The sequence below is a fragment of the Ornithinibacillus xuwenensis genome, assembly GCF_039614845.1.
Lineage (GTDB): Bacteria > Bacillota > Bacilli > Bacillales > Amphibacillaceae > Ornithinibacillus > Ornithinibacillus xuwenensis.
Genome location: NZ_JBDIML010000002.1, coordinates 41,086 through 57,805 on the forward strand (window position 1 = coordinate 41,086; position 16,720 = coordinate 57,805).

General features: G+C 37.3%; 21 protein-coding genes and 1 other RNA gene. 3 read left to right on the forward strand and 19 right to left on the reverse strand.

Translation table 11 applies throughout. The features are described 5' to 3' along the window. Positions 1–47: 47 nt before the first annotated feature. The gene (gene metG, locus ABC228_RS06010; protein WP_345824209.1) at positions 48–1,997 is read right to left on the reverse strand and encodes a methionine--tRNA ligase; all 1,950 of its coding nucleotides are present in this window, start codon (positions 1,995–1,997) and stop codon (positions 48–50) included. 436 nt (positions 1,998–2,433) lie between these two features. Here metG and abrB point away from each other — a divergent pair, with 436 nt between their 5' ends. Continuing rightward, entirely contained in the window at positions 2,434–2,709 is a 276-nt protein-coding gene (gene abrB / locus ABC228_RS06015) for a transition state genes transcriptional regulator AbrB (RefSeq protein ID WP_345824210.1), read from the forward strand. A 67-nt stretch (positions 2,710–2,776) separates the two neighbouring features. Here the strand turns inward: abrB and rsmI are convergent, their stop codons facing one another. The 18 genes from rsmI to tadA all read right to left on the reverse strand — a co-directional run bounded on the left by rsmI (position 2,777) and on the right by tadA (position 14,671). Continuing rightward, positions 2,777–3,649, reverse strand: a complete 873-nt coding sequence (rsmI, locus tag ABC228_RS06020) for a 16S rRNA (cytidine(1402)-2'-O)-methyltransferase (protein ID WP_345824211.1) — start codon at positions 3,647–3,649, stop codon at positions 2,777–2,779. After that, a complete protein-coding gene (locus ABC228_RS06025) occupies positions 3,627–3,920 on the reverse strand; it encodes a GIY-YIG nuclease family protein (RefSeq protein WP_345824212.1) in 294 nt (97 codons plus the stop codon). Before ABC228_RS06025 ends, rsmI begins: the two co-directional genes overlap by 23 nt. Then, a complete protein-coding gene (locus ABC228_RS06030) occupies positions 3,913–4,653 on the reverse strand; it encodes a tRNA1(Val) (adenine(37)-N6)-methyltransferase (RefSeq protein ID WP_345824213.1) in 741 nt (246 codons plus the stop codon). The genes ABC228_RS06025 and ABC228_RS06030 overlap by 8 nt, the downstream gene beginning before the upstream one ends. Before the next feature lie 84 nt (positions 4,654–4,737). Continuing rightward, complete coding sequence (yabA, locus tag ABC228_RS06035; RefSeq protein WP_345824214.1) at positions 4,738–5,082, reverse strand: DNA replication initiation control protein YabA; 345 nt, start codon at positions 5,080–5,082, stop codon at positions 4,738–4,740. A 14-nt stretch (positions 5,083–5,096) separates the two neighbouring features. Then, positions 5,097–5,924: a PSP1 domain-containing protein gene (locus tag ABC228_RS06040; protein ID WP_345824215.1), complete on the reverse strand. Its 828-nt coding sequence runs from the start codon at positions 5,922–5,924 to the stop codon at positions 5,097–5,099. Positions 5,925–5,929: 5 nt separating this feature from the next. Further along, a complete protein-coding gene (gene holB, locus ABC228_RS06045; protein ID WP_345824216.1) occupies positions 5,930–6,916 on the reverse strand; it encodes a DNA polymerase III subunit delta' in 987 nt (328 codons plus the stop codon). A 154-nt stretch (positions 6,917–7,070) separates the two neighbouring features. Further along, positions 7,071–7,511 carry a YaaR family protein gene (locus ABC228_RS06050; protein ID WP_345824217.1) on the reverse strand — a complete coding sequence of 147 codons (441 nt, stop codon included), beginning with the start codon at positions 7,509–7,511 and terminating at the stop codon, positions 7,071–7,073. A 27-nt stretch (positions 7,512–7,538) separates the two neighbouring features. Then, complete coding sequence (locus ABC228_RS06055; protein WP_345824218.1) at positions 7,539–7,868, reverse strand: cyclic-di-AMP receptor; 330 nt, start codon at positions 7,866–7,868, stop codon at positions 7,539–7,541. Next, positions 7,865–8,518, reverse strand: a complete 654-nt coding sequence (gene tmk, locus ABC228_RS06060; RefSeq protein ID WP_345824219.1) for a dTMP kinase — start codon at positions 8,516–8,518, stop codon at positions 7,865–7,867. The genes ABC228_RS06055 and tmk overlap by 4 nt, the downstream gene beginning before the upstream one ends. A gap of 76 nt (positions 8,519–8,594) precedes the next feature. Further along, positions 8,595–10,031 (reverse strand): aminotransferase class I/II-fold pyridoxal phosphate-dependent enzyme, encoded by a 1,437-nt coding sequence (locus ABC228_RS06065; RefSeq protein WP_345824220.1) that lies wholly within the window; start codon positions 10,029–10,031, stop codon positions 8,595–8,597. An 87-nt stretch (positions 10,032–10,118) separates the two neighbouring features. Beyond that, positions 10,119–10,313, reverse strand: a complete 195-nt coding sequence (locus tag ABC228_RS06070; RefSeq protein ID WP_345824221.1) for a sigma factor G inhibitor Gin — start codon at positions 10,311–10,313, stop codon at positions 10,119–10,121. Positions 10,314–10,395: 82 nt separating this feature from the next. Beyond that, positions 10,396–10,662, reverse strand: a complete 267-nt coding sequence (locus tag ABC228_RS06075; RefSeq protein WP_345824222.1) for a pro-sigmaK processing inhibitor BofA family protein — start codon at positions 10,660–10,662, stop codon at positions 10,396–10,398. A gap of 128 nt (positions 10,663–10,790) precedes the next feature. Next, complete coding sequence (locus ABC228_RS06080) at positions 10,791–11,018, reverse strand: YaaL family protein (protein ID WP_345824223.1); 228 nt, start codon at positions 11,016–11,018, stop codon at positions 10,791–10,793. 16 nt (positions 11,019–11,034) lie between these two features. Beyond that, positions 11,035–11,631, reverse strand: a complete 597-nt coding sequence (gene recR / locus ABC228_RS06085) for a recombination mediator RecR (RefSeq protein ID WP_345824224.1) — start codon at positions 11,629–11,631, stop codon at positions 11,035–11,037. Between the two features lie 11 nt (positions 11,632–11,642). Beyond that, positions 11,643–11,963, reverse strand: coding sequence for a YbaB/EbfC family nucleoid-associated protein (locus tag ABC228_RS06090; RefSeq protein WP_345824225.1), 321 nt, complete (start codon positions 11,961–11,963; stop codon positions 11,643–11,645). Between the two features lie 30 nt (positions 11,964–11,993). Next, on the reverse strand, positions 11,994–13,682 hold the full coding sequence (gene dnaX, locus ABC228_RS06095; protein ID WP_345824226.1) for a DNA polymerase III subunit gamma/tau: 1,689 nt from the start codon (positions 13,680–13,682) through the stop codon (positions 11,994–11,996). Between the two features lie 196 nt (positions 13,683–13,878). Further along, an RNA gene (ffs, locus tag ABC228_RS06100) (signal recognition particle sRNA large type) lies at positions 13,879–14,144 on the reverse strand. 65 nt (positions 14,145–14,209) lie between these two features. Further along, entirely contained in the window at positions 14,210–14,671 is a 462-nt protein-coding gene (tadA, locus tag ABC228_RS06105; protein WP_345824227.1) for a tRNA adenosine(34) deaminase TadA, read from the reverse strand. An 88-nt stretch (positions 14,672–14,759) separates the two neighbouring features. Between tadA and ABC228_RS06110 the strand changes: the two genes are divergently transcribed. Both ABC228_RS06110 and ABC228_RS06115 read left to right on the forward strand, forming a co-directional pair. Further along, complete coding sequence (locus ABC228_RS06110; protein WP_345824228.1) at positions 14,760–15,293, forward strand: cysteine hydrolase family protein; 534 nt, start codon at positions 14,760–14,762, stop codon at positions 15,291–15,293. 92 nt (positions 15,294–15,385) lie between these two features. After that, positions 15,386–16,675: a glycoside hydrolase family 18 protein gene (locus ABC228_RS06115; protein ID WP_345824229.1), complete on the forward strand. Its 1,290-nt coding sequence runs from the start codon at positions 15,386–15,388 to the stop codon at positions 16,673–16,675. Positions 16,676–16,720: the final 45 nt, after the last annotated feature.

Here is a 16,720-nt window from a genome sequence, read left to right on the forward strand (position 1 = left end):
CCAACCTCTACAATCGTAGCCTGCTGACCTTATTCATATAGGATAACTTATTTTACAATGGAGCCATTTGGTAATGTTGCTTCTACAGTTGCTAGTGATAGCTCGCCATTTGCATCCTCACCAGATAAAATCATTCCTTCTGACATCTCGCCACGTAGTTTAACTGGTTTTAGATTGGTTACACAAATAACTTTCTTTCCTATCATCTCTTCAGGTGTGTAATATTTTGCAATCCCCGAAATAACTTGGCGTTTCTCGGTTCCTAAATCTAATTGAAGCTTCAGAAGCTTATCAGCTTTTTTCATTTTTTCTGCATGAATGACTTCTGCAACTCGCATATCAAGCTTCATAAAATCATCATAGACAATTTCTGCTTTTTTCTCTTCTTGTGGTTCTTCTTTAGCCTCTACTTGAGGACCTTGCATCATAGCTTTGATGGCAGCAACCTCTTCTTCTACTTCAAGACGAGGGAATAATGGAGCACCTTTTTCTACCATTGTACCAGCTTTTATTTGCCCTAACGCATAAACACTATCCCATTCTTTCAATGAATCATCCTGAACCCCTAATTGCTTAAAGATTTCAGTTGGTGCATTGGTTAAGAATGGCTGCAGCATGACAGCCACGATACGAAGTGAATCGGCTAGATGTGCCATCACATTTCCTAGTCTAGCTTTATTTGCCTCATCCTTTGCTAGAACCCAAGGCTCTGTTTCATCAATATATTTGTTCGTTCTACTAATTAGTTGCCATAGTGATGATAGCGCAACAGAGAACTGCATATTTTCAAGTGATTCTTCTACATGCTTAATTGTGTCGTTAATTGTTTGCTCAAGGGATGCATCTACTTCCGTTTCTGCTAAACGATATTCCGGAAGCTTCCCATCAAAGTATTTTTCAATCATAGCAACGGTACGATTTAACAGGTTACCTAAATCATTTGCTAAATCAAAATTCGTACGCTCCACAAATCCTTCTGGTGTAAATACACCATCTGAGCCGAATGGTACCTCGCGAAGTAGATAATATCGAAGAGCATCTAAACCATAGCGATCAATTAAGCTAACTGGATCAACTACATTTCCTTTTGATTTAGACATTTTTCCATCCTTCATCAATATCCAACCATGGGCAAATACTTTCTTTGGAAGAGGTAGATCAAGCGCCATGAGCATGATCGGCCAATATATCGTATGGAAACGGACAATTTCCTTACTCATGAGATGCACATCAGCCGGCCAATATTTTTTATACTTCTCTTCATTCTCAGTTCCATAGCCAAGTGCTGTAATATAGTTACTTAAAGCATCAATCCATACATATATCACATGCTTCGGATCACCTGGGACCTTAACTCCCCAATCAAATGTCGTTCTAGAAACTGCCAAATCCTCTAATCCTGGTTTGATAAAGTTATTTAGCATTTCATTCTTACGACTTTCCGGTTGAATGAATTCTGGATGTTCATCATAGTACTGTACAAGACGGTCTACATAGTTACTCATTTTAAAGAAGTAAGATTCTTCTTTAACCATTTCAACTTTTCCACCACAGTCAGGACACTGACCATCTACCAATTGTCTTTCTGTAAAGAAGGACTCATCAGATGTACAATACCATCCTTCATATTCATCTAAGTAAATATCTCCTTGCTTCACTAACTGATCAAATATTTTTGCGACAACCTTCTTATGTCGTTCTTGTGTGGTTCGTATAAAATCATCATTTGTAATCTCTAGCTTCTTCCATAGATCCTGAATACCACTTACAATTTCGTCCACATACGCTTGAGGAGATAATCCTTTTTCCTCTGCTTTACGTTGGATTTTTTGACCATGTTCATCAGTACCCGTTAAATACATGACATCATAACCACGCATGCGCTTATAACGAGATATGGCATCGCCTGCCACCGTCGAATAAGCATGACCAATATGTAATTTACCACTTGGATAATAAATTGGTGTTGTTATATAAAATGTTTTCTGTTCACTCATCGCATTGCCTCCTCGCACATATTCAATGATTCTTCTATTGTATCTATTTTTACTTTAGATTTCCATTCAATACTATTCGAAAGACCTCTATCCCTAAATTTATTATCAAACAGCTCACTTTTCACACCAATAAAATAGTCAGTTAATACGTATTATATACGGTCTAACCTATTTTTTATCATAGCATACTTTTCTAGTGAAAATTGAAGCTATCGAACGGCTTGTTCTAATCATAGCTAGTATTTTTTTCGTTTTTCTTAAAAAAATTGGTTTACAGACTTTCGCGTTAGGGTAATAAAAGTATGTAAATTCATAAAATTTTCCTATTATTTATGCAAAGCAATTGACACAAATAGGAAAAATTGCTACGATAAAGCAAACGAAACTGTCGATTTTTGACGAAAAAGAGGTTGTAGGAGGAGGGGAAGTTACAGTTATGAAATCTACTGGTATTGTAAGAAAAGTTGACGAATTAGGACGTGTTGTTATTCCAATCGAATTACGTAGAACCTTAGATATTAATATTAAGGATCCTCTAGAAATCTACGTTGATAACGACAAAGTAATCTTGAAAAAGTATCAGCCAAATATGGCCTGCCAAATTACTGGCGATTCCTCTGATGAAAATCTATCATTGGCAAATGGTAAAATTGTATTAAGCCCTGAGGGAGCTAAGCAATTATTGGAAGAAATTGAATCTCGTTTCAAGTAAAAAGGCATCAAAGAAGAGCTACAACAATGGTTGAGCTCTTTTTTAATACCTTTTCATGAAAATTTTCCTATTCAATGTGATAAGAATGGTAGACTTCCCTTTTCGGTAAGCTTCGTTCCTTGGCAACCTCTTTAATCGCTTCTTTACTAGAAAGTTGTTTCTCTTCTATATAATACATAACATGTTCACGAATAGCTAAATTCGTCCACCACGCTTCTGTTTCGATGTGACTCTCTTCACTAGTTCCCTCTACTACTAGGCAAAATTCACCTTTAAGTTCCTGTGCTTCTGCCCATTCTATTAACTCCCCAACAGTACCACGAACATACTCCTCAAAGCGCTTTGTAATCTCTCGAGCAATTGTTGCTTGTCGATTTCCGAGATGTTGTTGAATATCTTTTAAGGTTTCTTTTATTCGATAAGGAGATTCATAAAATAGTAAGGTTGCTTTTTGCATTCCTAAACGTTTTAATTCCGCTTCTTTTTCCTTTTTCTTCCGAGGTAAGAATCCATAAAATAGAAACTCCTTACTTGGTAAGCCTGATCCGACTAAAGCACATAAAGCTGCATTTGCTCCTGGTAATACGATGACAGCATAATTATTCTGAATTGCTGCTTCTACTATTTCATATCCCGGATCTGAGATTGCTGGCATACCTGCATCACTCACGATGGCTATCAATTCACCATTTGACAGTTTTTCAAGCAGCTGTTTTTCCCGCTCCATTTTATTATGCTCATGATAGCTAAGGAGCGGGGTTGAGATTTCAAAATGATTGAGCAATTTCTTGGTATTTCTAGTATCCTCGGCTGCAATTACGGAAGCTGTTTTTAAAATGGTAAGTGCTCTATAGGTAATATCCTCTAGATTACCTATCGGAGTAGGAACCACATATAAGGATCCTTCTTCACGTTGTTCATAGCTCTTTTGTATCATCATATTGCATAACCTCTTTCAATTTATCTCGGATTAATTGAAATTTCCCTTTACGAGTTAGCTGTTTAATCTCATATTCTCGCTTCAATGCTGCCTCTTTGGTAGGAAATTTTTCCACAAACATGACTTGAAACGGTCCGCGTCCTCTTGTGTATTTAGCACCTTTTCCAGATTCATGTGTTCTTAACCGGTTCTCTAAGTCGTTGGTGTAGCCCGTATATAATGTATCATCCGCGCATTTTAGCATGTAAACGGTATGCTCCATCTCAGTCATAGATAATCTCCTTTGCTTCATCTGTATAGGAACCATCCTCTTGATAAATATATAAGGGTGGTAGAATGTGTAAATCTGGTTTTCCATCACGAATTCCTTCAATTAGGAGCATGTTTGCTTCACGACCTTTTTTAGGATAGACAAGACGTAACCGCTTCGGTTCTAATTTGTACTCCCGAAATGCCGTCAGTATATCCACCAGTCTTCCTGGACGATGCACCATGGCAACCTTACCTCCAGGTCTTACATGTAGTTTACAGGCTTTCACCGCATCCTCTAACGTACAGTAAACCTCATGCCTCGCAATGGTTAAATGTTCATTCTGATTATGTTCATTCTTAGAGGGTGTTTTAAAATATGGAGGATTGCATGTCACCACATCAAAGCTACTATGTCCAATGATCGCTTTCAGTTCTCGAATATCACCATGCAGCATTGTTACTTGTTCTGTTAGATGATTAAGTTCGACACTTCTTTTTGCCATGCTAAGTATTCGTTCTTGTATTTCTACTCCAACAATACTAGCATTCGTATGCCTTGAAAGCAAAAGTGGTATCACTCCATTACCACTACATAAATCTAATATTGAACCTCTCTTTATTGGTATAGAAGCGAAATTTGCTAATAATACAGCATCTAGTGAAAACGAAAATGCAGTAGGACTCTGAATAATTTGCATGCTTTCATCTGCCACTAAATAATCAAGTCTTTCATCATCATATAGTTGAACCAATTCGAAAATCCTTTCTTATGTAAGAAATACAAAACAAGAAAAAAGCTGCCTGGAATATCGATTACCAGACAGCTACATTATACGTTATTTTGTTTTGCTAAGAAAATCTAGGCAAAACATACAATCCTCGTTTCTTCTTGGACTACCAAATTCCAAATTACAAATATGAAATCCTTCTTCATATAGTCTAGCTAAATTATCATAGCCTTCACTTGGCATTTCTTTTAGTTTAGTTCCCTCAGGTAATGAATCTTGCTCGGACTCGGTTAAATCCAATCGATTACGTAAATGTAAGTTTTCCATGGAGAGGCGATGATTTTCTTCAAGCAAATCACTTAGTTTCCCTTTTAAGTCACCAAGTTGTTCATATAATTCGCCAATTTGTTTTTCCATATCTGATACTTGATCAAATATTTGTCTTTTATTCAATTCGACTCACTCCATTATTCTTGGCCCTGTGCTGTCACAATTCCTTCTTCGATGAGTTCATCCAAGGTATATTCTATAACACGTTCTTTTTCTGGAATTTCTATTTGTATCACGCGATCAAGTATATTAAGACCAACAACATGACCTTTTCCATGAGGTGTATGGACACGCTGACCTAAGTCTGGAAGATCTCGTTTGGCTTCTTCATATTCATCATTTTCATACTTCAAGCAGCACATTAAACGTCCACATAAACCTGAAATTTTCGCTGGGTTTAGGGAAAGATTTTGATCTTTTGCCATTTTAATAGAAACTGGCTCAAAATCTCCTAAAAAAGTTGAACAACATAGCATTCTCCCACAAGGTCCTATACCGCCTAGCATTTTCGCCTCATCACGAACACCAATTTGTCTAAGTTCAATTCTTGTTTTGAACATTGCTGCTAAATCCTTTACAAGCTCACGAAAATCAACGCGACCATCGGCTGTAAAGTAAAAGATAATTTTGTTTCGGTCAAATGTATACTCAACGTCCACTAAATTCATATCTAAATGATGTTCTTCTATTTTCTCAGAACAAGCTGTGAATGCCTTATCGGCGTATTCCTTATTTTCAACAACCGATAACTTGTCCTTGTCGTCTGCAACACGGATAACCTTTTTAAGCGGAAGTACAACATCCTCTTCATCTACTTGTTTGTTTGCAATAACGACCTTCCCAAACTCAATTCCTCTTACCGTTTCTACAATAACATAGTTATCTAACTCTATCGAAAGGTTTGAGGGATCAAAATAATATATTTTACCCGCTTTTTTAAAGCGTACACCTATTACCTCTATCACGTATATCACCTCTTTATTTGAAGTGTCACCTGTTCCATCACCAGTGTTGGATGAACATTTTGCTTCAATTTTTGTTTTGCCTCGAGTAAATCTTGTAGGATTGAAATTAGCTTATCCTGCGAATAATACATTGCTAGTTTCTCAAGACGCTCATCTGGAGCAAAAATAACCAATGCATCTTCATGATCAATATGATAATAAAGTATATCCTTAAAAGCTAGTAGCAATAAGTCTAGACCTTGCTCCATTTGCTTTCTCTCATTAAAATGCTGCATCCAGTGATTATGAATAAATAAATAGACATCACTGACATTATCAGTAAATGCTTCTACTAATTGTACCATTAATTTTCGTGCACCGGCAAACCACTCATCTTGGCTCCATTTAATGGCTTCATCGAGATTATTTGTGAGGGCACTCATCAATTTTGCAGTTGCATCATTTAATCCTGCATCAATCAATTTCTGCTGGAAGTGAAGTGGGTTTAACGGTTTTAAATCGATAATCTGACATCTTGACCGTATAGTAGGTAGGATTGATTGACTATTTTCGGTAAGCATAATAGCGGTTGTTTTCTTACTTGGTTCTTCTAAGAACTTTAATATTCGGTTAGCAGCATTTGCTGTTAATGTATCTGCACCTTTTATGATATAAACCTTTTGATCGGACTCAAGACCTGAATAGGTAAATTCCTTTTGAAGGTTTTTAATTTGTTCAATTTTAATGGATTGGCCATCTGGTTCAATCCAATGCACATCAGGATGATTACCAGAGTCAATCCGTTTACATGCATTACAGGCCAAACAAGGATTAGCGCCTGACTTGTTTTCACAAAATAAGACCTTTGCAATTAAGATGGCAATATCTTCCTTACCTGTTCCGCGCGCACCCTGAAGTAAATAAGCATGTGAAATGCGGTCCTTAATAATACTATTCGTAATAATTTGGCTTGCCATTGGTTGTATTGCTGCAATATCAGACCACGTATTCATAATATCCTTCCTTATTAAGCATAAGTGCTCGCACAAGCGGGCTTGTCATTTGGGATTATTGCGATACGACACCAGCGTTGAGAAAAGTCATCATGTAGTTTTCTCAGGGAATAAATGGTGTATTACCTTTTGTCATCCTACTTGTCCCAAATCGCTACGTATATAAATTAATCAGTAGACCTTTAATCTCTCCAATAAGACCTAGTAAATCTACTGTCTTTTTTTCCTGGTTCATAATTTCTTCTGTTAATTCCATTAATTTATCATCAATCTGTTTTACAATGGTTAATTGACGACTGCTTCCTGTATAACTGAAGCTATGTGACTTTTGTAAATCCATTCCGTTTGAAACAGCTTCTTCTAAAAATCGCTTGATTAGTCGTTTAAATTTCACTAAATCCTTAAATGAGCGAAAACGTGCTAAACGATCACCTTGTAAGGTAATATCACTCATCATTTTTTGTAATTCAGTCTTTTGCATTTTTTGTGATTGGGACTGAACGATAGCTTCAAATGATTGATTTCCTGTATTCGATCTACGGATATTCTTCTGTGATGTATCTACCTGCTTGAGAAGCTCTTGGCTTATCTTCATCGATTCAGCCCCCTTGTTATAGTCTGTTTAGAATTGAATAAACGTTTCAATTGGTAATACAAATACAGTCGCTCCACCAACCTCAACCTTAACAGGTCTCGGAATATAGGAATCTGCATTTCCGCCCATTGGTGAAATAGGCGCTACCATTTGTTCACGCTGTGAGCAATTATCTTTAATAACTCCGAGCACATCATCTACATACTCATCCTCACAACCAATAATTAACGTCGTATTTCCTTCTTTTAGGAATCCGCCTGTCGTTGCAAGCTTTGTAGATTTATAGTTGTTCTTTCCTAGTGCCTCCGTTAAACGATTGGAATCCTTATCCTGTATGACTGCCATTACTAGTTTCATAAAAAACCCCCCTTTACATTATGATTATTCAAATATTGGGTTATTAATGATAGGCTGTCTTTCTCAACATCATCAAAAACTTGATCGGCATTGATGACTTGAATTCGTTCTGGGAACCTTTTGACAAGGATTTGATATGCTTCATAGACCTTTTCATGAAAAGCGATTGTTTCTAAGTCTAAACGATTTCTTTCCCGGTCTTTATTTGCAGCAATTCGTTCTAATCCCTTTCTTGGTTCTATATCAAAAAGTAATGTTAAATCCGGCATAGAATTTTGAATAGCAAATTGATTAATTGAAAAAACCTCATCAATCCCAAGCCCTCTAGCATAGCCTTGATAGGCTAAGCTACTGTCAATGAAACGATCACATAGTATTATTTTTCCTTCTTCTAATGCTGGCTGTACCTTTTCAACGAGATGCTGTCTTCTAGCAGCAGCATATAACAATGCTTCCGTTCGTCCATCCATTGCGGTATGCTCTGGATTTAGAATGATGTTTCGAATTTTCTCTGCAATGTCTATTCCACCAGGTTCACGAGTAATCACAACATCGAACCCTTGGTCTTGTAATTTTTTTCCTAATGAATGAAGTATAGAAGTCTTTCCTGCCCCTTCGCCACCTTCAAATGTTATAAAATAACCACTCACGTAATTCTTCTCCTTTAGTTAGTAGACAGCGGCTGTCCAAGTAGGAAGCTTCAGCTTAGAACACTGACTGAAAAATCTATGCCTTTCTGTCTGTTAAGTCAAACACTTGGATGCCTTGTTCAATATCCTGGTGCTGTATGGTTGCTCCTTGTTGTATTAAATGCCGTAATAGGCTAATTTGTTCTTCTGTTATTTTTTCTCCTTTAAGAATAACAGGGATTCCTGGCGGATATGGTATTACGGATTCTGCAGCAATGAAATCTTTTGCTTGCTGCATTGCAACTACCTGTTTAGGCAAGCTACGCATTTCAGGATACGTAACAGCTAATTCCTGAACAGAATCTGTAAATAGTCCTCTACTATCTATTGTAGCATGGTTTGACATATATTTTAATTGTTCATTTAGGCTTTTTATTGTTTTTTCCACTTTTTCGATGTCACAAACTCCCTGTAAGCCATGAATAAATAACACTTGTTTATCCGTTGCTAGTTCAGGATAGATGCTTTGCTCCTCAAAATATTGGGCAACCGCAAAGCCGGATAATCCATCTCTCACTTGAATCGTAATTTTTAATGGATCGTGACTACTTAAAATTTCCCAATGCTCCCCTTTTTCAAACACGTCCCTTAATTGATTAACACTGGAAATGATGTCAGCTAAGTCTTCCGTTGTTAAAGTAGCAAGAAAATACCTTGCAATATCCAAGGATGCCATTAATGGATAGGACGGGCTACTTGATTGTAGCATTTGTAAATAATGGCCCACTTGTTCTTTCTTTATTCGATCAGAATTTATGTGTAAAAATGAAGCCATTGTCATGGCAGGAGCTATTTTATGTGCAGATTGAACAACCATATCTGCTCCTAGCTTTAATGCTGATGCTGGAAAAGGATTTCCAATTGAAAAATGAACACCATGTGCTTCATCTACTAGAACTGGTATGTCATGGTGATGTGCTAAATCAATTATTTTCTTGATATCATAAGTATTCCCAAAATAATCAGGGTATGTTAACACTAGCCCCTTTGCGTTAGGATACAGGTCAATAGCCTTCTTTACGGTATCATAGCTTGGTGCGGTATAGCGCTGCAGTGCTGTATCATATTCTGGACGAATAAACCTTGGATTTGCTCCACTCAATTCAAGTCCATTCATGATGGACTTATGACTATTTCGTTGCACAATAATCTCGTCACCTATGGAACAAGTGCTAAGTATCATTGCCAAATTTCCAACTGTACTTCCTCCAACTAAAAAAAACGTATGATTAGCAGTAAAAAATTCTGCTGCTAGTTGCTCCGCTTCGGCTATCACGCCCTGTGGCGCATGCAGGTCATCTAAACCAGATAACTCCGTTAGATCAATTGGTAAAAGGTGCTCAAAATAAGGCTTCGCATCCTCTACAAAAACCGTTCCATTTTTATGACCAGGTACGTGAAATGAAGTTGGATTTTGCTTGGTAAAATGAATTAACTGTTCCAATAAGGGCATTTGTTGCTGTTTATTTTTCATGATCTTTCCCTTTCCATTGCTATTATCTTTATCTTATCAACAAAAAAAGCCTTTGCAAGTAAGAATGCAAAGACCCAATTACGAAATCTATGAAAATATAGAGGGCTGGTTAATATTTTTTAATTTTTGAAGGTAATAGTTATACTTTTCCTCTCGAGGCTCTGTATGAATCATATTATATTCACATTCCGTACAAATAAACATATTGTATACATGAATTCCCTGGTGCTTTTTCTCCTCACAAATACCACAATGCTCCAATTCTACTATTCTTTCTTCCATTTTCCCCACCTCCGTTAAACTAGTAACTAGTTTGTCCTACTTTAACGGAGAATATACTAGAAATCTTTGAAACTTTTCTTTCTTATGGAATAATAATTAAATGAATTGCTGCAAGTGATGCAACACCAAATAAGCCTAAGAATCCTGATACAACTGTTGTAAATAAATTAATCGGGATATGTAACCCAAAAGATCCGCCAATGATATTAAAAAAGAACAAAAATAATATACCTATTCCTAGTTTAACCGTACCTTGTGCCAGAAATCGCATTGGTTTGAAGGATGTGCCAGCAAAAAGCAATATGACAATAACTGCAACCATAATCGAAATAACAATTGTGGAATCCAACTAAATCAACTCCTTTAACTTGTCCCTTATATATGTAAATATGACGGAAGGCGTTAAAAAAGAACTGATTTTTTTATTTATATGAAAAACACCTCACCACAAAATTGTATGGTGAAGTGTTTTCATCATTACTTACTATACCGCACAGCACTAATCTTTCGGTGCTTTGCTTCTCGTAGTAAAAATAGATATTTAGCTTGCGCAATTCTTTCGGTGCTTTTCCCATTGAAAGTCGGCTCAATACTTTTACCGACAATTGATTTTATTTGTTTCCATTCGTGTTCAATGGAGAAAATAGCATCTAATAATAACTCGTCAACCTCTCGTTTCCTACGTTTCTTTTTCTTTCTTCCCACAAATGTCACCTTACTTCTATAAGTCTCTCCTACCCTCTAACGCTTTAGATAATGTAACTTCATCTGCATATTCCAAATCGCCACCAACTGGTAATCCATGTGCAATTCTTGTTGTTCTTATACCAGAAGGCTTCACCAAGCGCGAAATATACATTGCAGTTGCTTCTCCCTCGATATTAGGGTTTGTTGCTAAAATAATTTCATTCACTTCATCGTCCTTTAAACGATTTAACAAATCTGGAACATTTATGTCTTCAGGACCAATTCCATCCATTGGAGATATCGCACCGTGAAGCACATGGTATTTACCATTATATTCCTTCATCTTTTCCATTGCGATAACATCTTTTGGATCTTGTACAACACAGATAATAGAGCTATCTCTAGATGAATCGGAACAAATCGCACATGGATCCTGATCGGTAATATGCCCACATACTGAGCAATGCGTCAGCTCTCGTTTCGCATTCACAAGTGAATTTGCAAAATCAAGTACATCATCATCTTTCATATTTAAAACAAAAAAAGCCAGACGGACTGCAGTCTTTGGCCCAATACCTGGCAATTTTGTAAAGCTGTCAATCAGCTTTGAAATCGGTTCTGGATAATACATGAAGTTTCCCCCTAGAACATTCCTGGCATGTTTAATCCTTTCGTAAACTGACCCATTGTATCATTGGTTTTTTCTTCAATTTGCTTTAGGACATCGTTTGTTGCAGCAAGAATTAAATCTTGTAGCATATCGATATCATCTGGATCAACTACTTCTTCTTTTATTTGTACATCTGTAATTTCTTTTTTACCATTTGCTACAACGGTTACCATACCGCCACCAGCAGATGCTTCAAAAGACATTTCATGTAACTCATCCTGTGCCTGCATCATTTTCTTCTGCATTTTTTGCATTTGTTTCATCATATTACCCATATTTCCCATACCTTTCATGGAAAACGCCTCCTTTAAATTCCAATTTTGTTAGTCATGTATTTCGATCAAGTCATCTCCAAAAAGCTTTCTTGCTTCCTCCACTAGAGGATCACTCGCATTTGATTGCTCTGGAGTAGATTGCTCTTGATTTTTCAAATAATCATTCCGTAGTTCCTGCCAATCCTGTTCGGGGATTGCAATAATAGTTAGCTGTTTATTTAATACACTACTTAATACAGATTCAACTAGTTCACGGTTATCTAAAAATAATGCACAATGGATTTCGTACTTAAAAGCAACGACAAGTGACGAATCTGATGCGGCAGCAGGCTTTGAATCCTGAATCGTTGCATGTGCTGGTGCACTTGTTGTTTTTAGTTTATTTAAAAATGATGCCCATTGTGATTGAATCTCTTTCAAAGCAGGCTTTTGTGCCTCTTTTAGTACGTTACGAATTCTTTCATATGGAACTTTATAACTGTTTTTCGATTGTCGTTGCTGCTGCCTCTTTCGCTCTGGCTGAGGAGCTACTGTATTTGTCTGTGCAGGTACTTCTTTTAATGTCGTTATTTCTTTCTCTAGTTGCGCTAACTTAGTAGTTAATTGCATCACAGCATCTGAAGAGGCAATATCTGCTGAGCCAGCCGCTTCTGGATATTGATTGGTAATGGTAATAATCGCAATTTCAATAAACACCTTTGGATTATTCGTCCATTTCATTTCTTGCTGGCATTGATTTAATTGCATAATTGCATGCTGAATCCATTGTTCCGTTACGTTCTGTGCTAATTCCTTAAATGCATCATCAATAATAGCACGCTCTAAAACCCCTTCAAGTGCAGGTGCACTTTTATACAATAAGAGATCTCGTAAGAAATAAATAATATCATAAACAAATCTAGCTGGGTCCTTACCATGCTGGATGAGTTCATCTAACATTTTTAATGCAGTTTGGACTTCTTTTTGAGTCATCGCCGCAATAATTTCTGTTAGTATTTGCTGTGATACGCCACCTGTTACTGCAAGAACATCTTCTAGTTGCACACTGTCCTCACTATAGGAAATGGCTTGGTCTAGTATACTAAGTGCATCACGCATTCCACCTTCAGCGGCTAACGCGACGGCATCTAATGCTTCTTTCGCAACCGTTAACCCTTCACCATCTAGTATCGTTTGCATACGTTCAACTATTGCTTGATTCGAAATAGGTTTAAAATCAAAGCGTTGACATCTTGAAATAATGGTCAATGGAATTTTATGTGGTTCCGTGGTTGCCAATATAAATACAACATGCTTTGGAGGTTCTTCCAATGTTTTGAGTAATGCATTAAATGCATTAACAGAAATCATATGAACCTCATCAATGATGTATACCTTATATGGGACAACACTAGAAGCATATTTTACTTTATCACGAATTTCTCTTATGTCATCAACACTAGTATTAGACGCAGCATCAATTTCAATTACATCAGAAATAGAACCGTCTTGGATTCCACGACAAGCTGCACATTCGTTACATGGCTCTTTCACTGGGGCATGTTCACAATTGATTGTTTTAGCAAAAATTTTTGCAGCACTTGTCTTCCCAGTTCCTCTTGGTCCTGAGAACAAATAGGCATGCGAGAATTTTTCTTGAACAATTGCGTTTTGTAGTGTTCGTGTAATATGGCTTTGTCCAACAACATCATGAAATGTTCGTGGGCGCCATACGCGATACAATGCTTGATAGCTCATAATAAATTCCCCTCTATGATTTCTACCTAATTATACCGATTTTAAGATGGAATGTGAACCAAGATATCGTATATTACAAAAAAGATTATCGCTAGAAGATTGAAAAAAGAAGCTAACAGAGGTTAGTGTTCCATTATTGGATGAGGTACGACAAAACCTCTTGTTGATACAAGAGGTTTAAAAGTCACTATGTAAGCCGTGCACCCATCGTCGATGAAGTGACCCCATGCGTTACTTAAGTTCATGGCTCAGTCTAGGTAACCCTGCGGCACACAGAAATGACCACTTACTGCTGCTTCCTTCCGGACCTGACAGGGTTCGTGGGTCTCTGTTGCGCAGGACCTAAACGTCAACACCAATCCCTTAAGGCAGACCACACGGTCACTCACCTCATGATGGGAATTCAGCCTCGCTATAGCGGATTGCGAGTACAGGGCACCGCTACCTCCCCGCTTAGCACGGTAATACCCATTATAACATGTTGAAAAGAAAATGCAATGCTGATCCAGTTGAGATTATATGGAAACCTACTGTTTTTTTCGATCACGCAGTGATTTGAAAAAGCTCGTTAATCGTTCACGACATACTTCTTCCAAAACTCCACCGGTAGTCTCAACCTGATGATTAAATCGATTTTCATCTAGTAAATTCATTAAAGTACCCGCACAACCTGCTTTTGGATCATAGGCACCAAAAACGACCCGTTTTATTCTGGACTGAACAATTGCTCCTGCACACATTGGACATGGCTCAAGGGTTACATATAATGTACAATCCTCTAGACGCCAACTACCTATTTTTTGATTTGCCTCCTGAATGGCAATAAGCTCGGCATGTGATAATGTCTCCTGGGACATTTCCCGCATATTATAACCAGCTGCAATGACGACATCCTGATAAACGATTATGGCCCCAATTGGCACCTCATTTTTTTCCTTTGCTTTATCAGCCTGTTCCAATGCTAAACGCATATAATATTCATCATTCATTGTTATCACTGCTCTCTTTAATAGTTGAATAATCTCTCTCTTTCTTCTTAATACTAATAGTTCACAGCCTTCTTGGAGGTGATTCCATTTGAAAGATAAGCTAACGAAGACAGCGATTGTATTTGTTGACGTAATAAATGATTTTAACTTCCATGGCGGAGACAAACTATGTACTCATACAGCGGAAATTCTACCAAATTTAATACGGCTACGTCATTTTGCAGAAGAAAATCATCTTCCAATTATTTATGTAAATGATCATTATACGCTTTGGAAATCTGATCCTGAGGTTATTATCAATCACTGCAGAAACGATAAGAGCAAGCATATTATTGATAAAATAAAACCTAGAAATCAAGATTACTTTCTAATTAAACCACAGCATTCTGCTTTTTTTCAAACGCCGTTACAATCCTTGTTAACTGATTTAGGGAAATCGCATGTAATACTTGCAGGAATTGCTGGAGATATTTGTATTCTTTTCACAGCAAAGGATGCCTATATGTACAATTTTACGATGCATATCCCCAAAAATTGTATGGCCTCTGAAGAAAAGGAAGGCAATGATTACGCGCTTTACTTAATGAACACTGTTATGAAAGCAAATATTGAACCTATCTAAAAGACATAACCTGCATACTCCCTTCATAAAGATTTATATAGAGACAATATCAAGTTTATAGCTTGAAGATTGAATCAGAAGGAGGGAGTTTTATGCAAATTCATGTTGTTTCAAGTGGAGATTCCTTGTACACCATTGCTAGTACATATGGTACTACAACAGATGCACTTATTAACGCCAATGAACTGGAAGCTCCAAATAATTTAGTTGTCGGGCAAGCACTCGTCATTCCAATTGTTGGGCAATTTTATTTTGTTCAACCTGGTGATAGCCTCTATTCTATAGCGCAACGTTTTAATATATCGTACCAAGAACTAGCACGAGTAAACAGTATTCCGGTTAATGGTCCTTTAACGGTTGGATTGCGTTTATATATTCCACCTGGCCCTAAACCCGAAATTATTGCAAATGCATACGTTGAACCAATAGGAGGTTCTGTTTCCCAAGAACTAGAAAATTCCGCAAGAAAAAACGCTCCATTTTTATCTTACCTTGCACCCTTTAGTTATCAGGTCAATCGTGATGGTTCCTTAAATGCCCCACCTTTAAACAATTTCAAACAAATTGCAGATGCAAATAATGCAAAGCTTATGATGGTTATTACAACCTTAGAAGAAGGAGCATTTAGTGCAGAGCTCGGACATATTATCGTAACCGTTCAAGCAGTACAAAATACGTTATTAGATAATATTGTGAATACCGCAAAACAGGTTGGTTTTAGTGATGTACATTTTGATTTTGAATTTTTACCGCCTGAGGACCGTGATGCTTATAGCAGCTTTTTAGCGAAAGCCAAGGAGCGCTTATCACAGGAAGGATTACTCATGTCAACGGCACTTGCTCCGAAGGTCAGTGCAACACAAGAAGGAGCATGGTATGAAGCACATGACTATGGTGCACATGGTTCTGTCGCTGATTTTGTCGTGCTTATGACATATGAGTGGGGCTATAGTGGAGGTCCTGCGATGGCAGTATCGCCAATTGATCAAGTACGCAGGGTTGTCAATTATGCCTTAACAGAAATGCCAGCTAATAAAATCCTATTAGGTCAAAACCTGTATGGATATGATTGGACACTCCCATTTGTTGAAGGAGGAGAATATGCGAAAGCTGTAAGTCCACAGCAGGCAATTGCACTTGCGAGAGAAAATAATGTAGCGATTCAATATGATACTACTGCACAGGCACCATTCTTTAATTATTGGGATGCTGAAGGGAAGCAGCATGAAGTATGGTTTGAGGATGCACGCTCTATTCAGGCTAAGTTTGATTTAATTAAAGAGCTCGGGTTACGCGGTATAAGCTACTGGAAGCTAGGCTTAGCATTTCCACAAAACTGGCTATTATTGCAAGATAACTTTACGATATCAAAATCATCCTAAACAAAATGAATAAACCTCCAGTTCAAATCCTGAACTGGAGGTTTA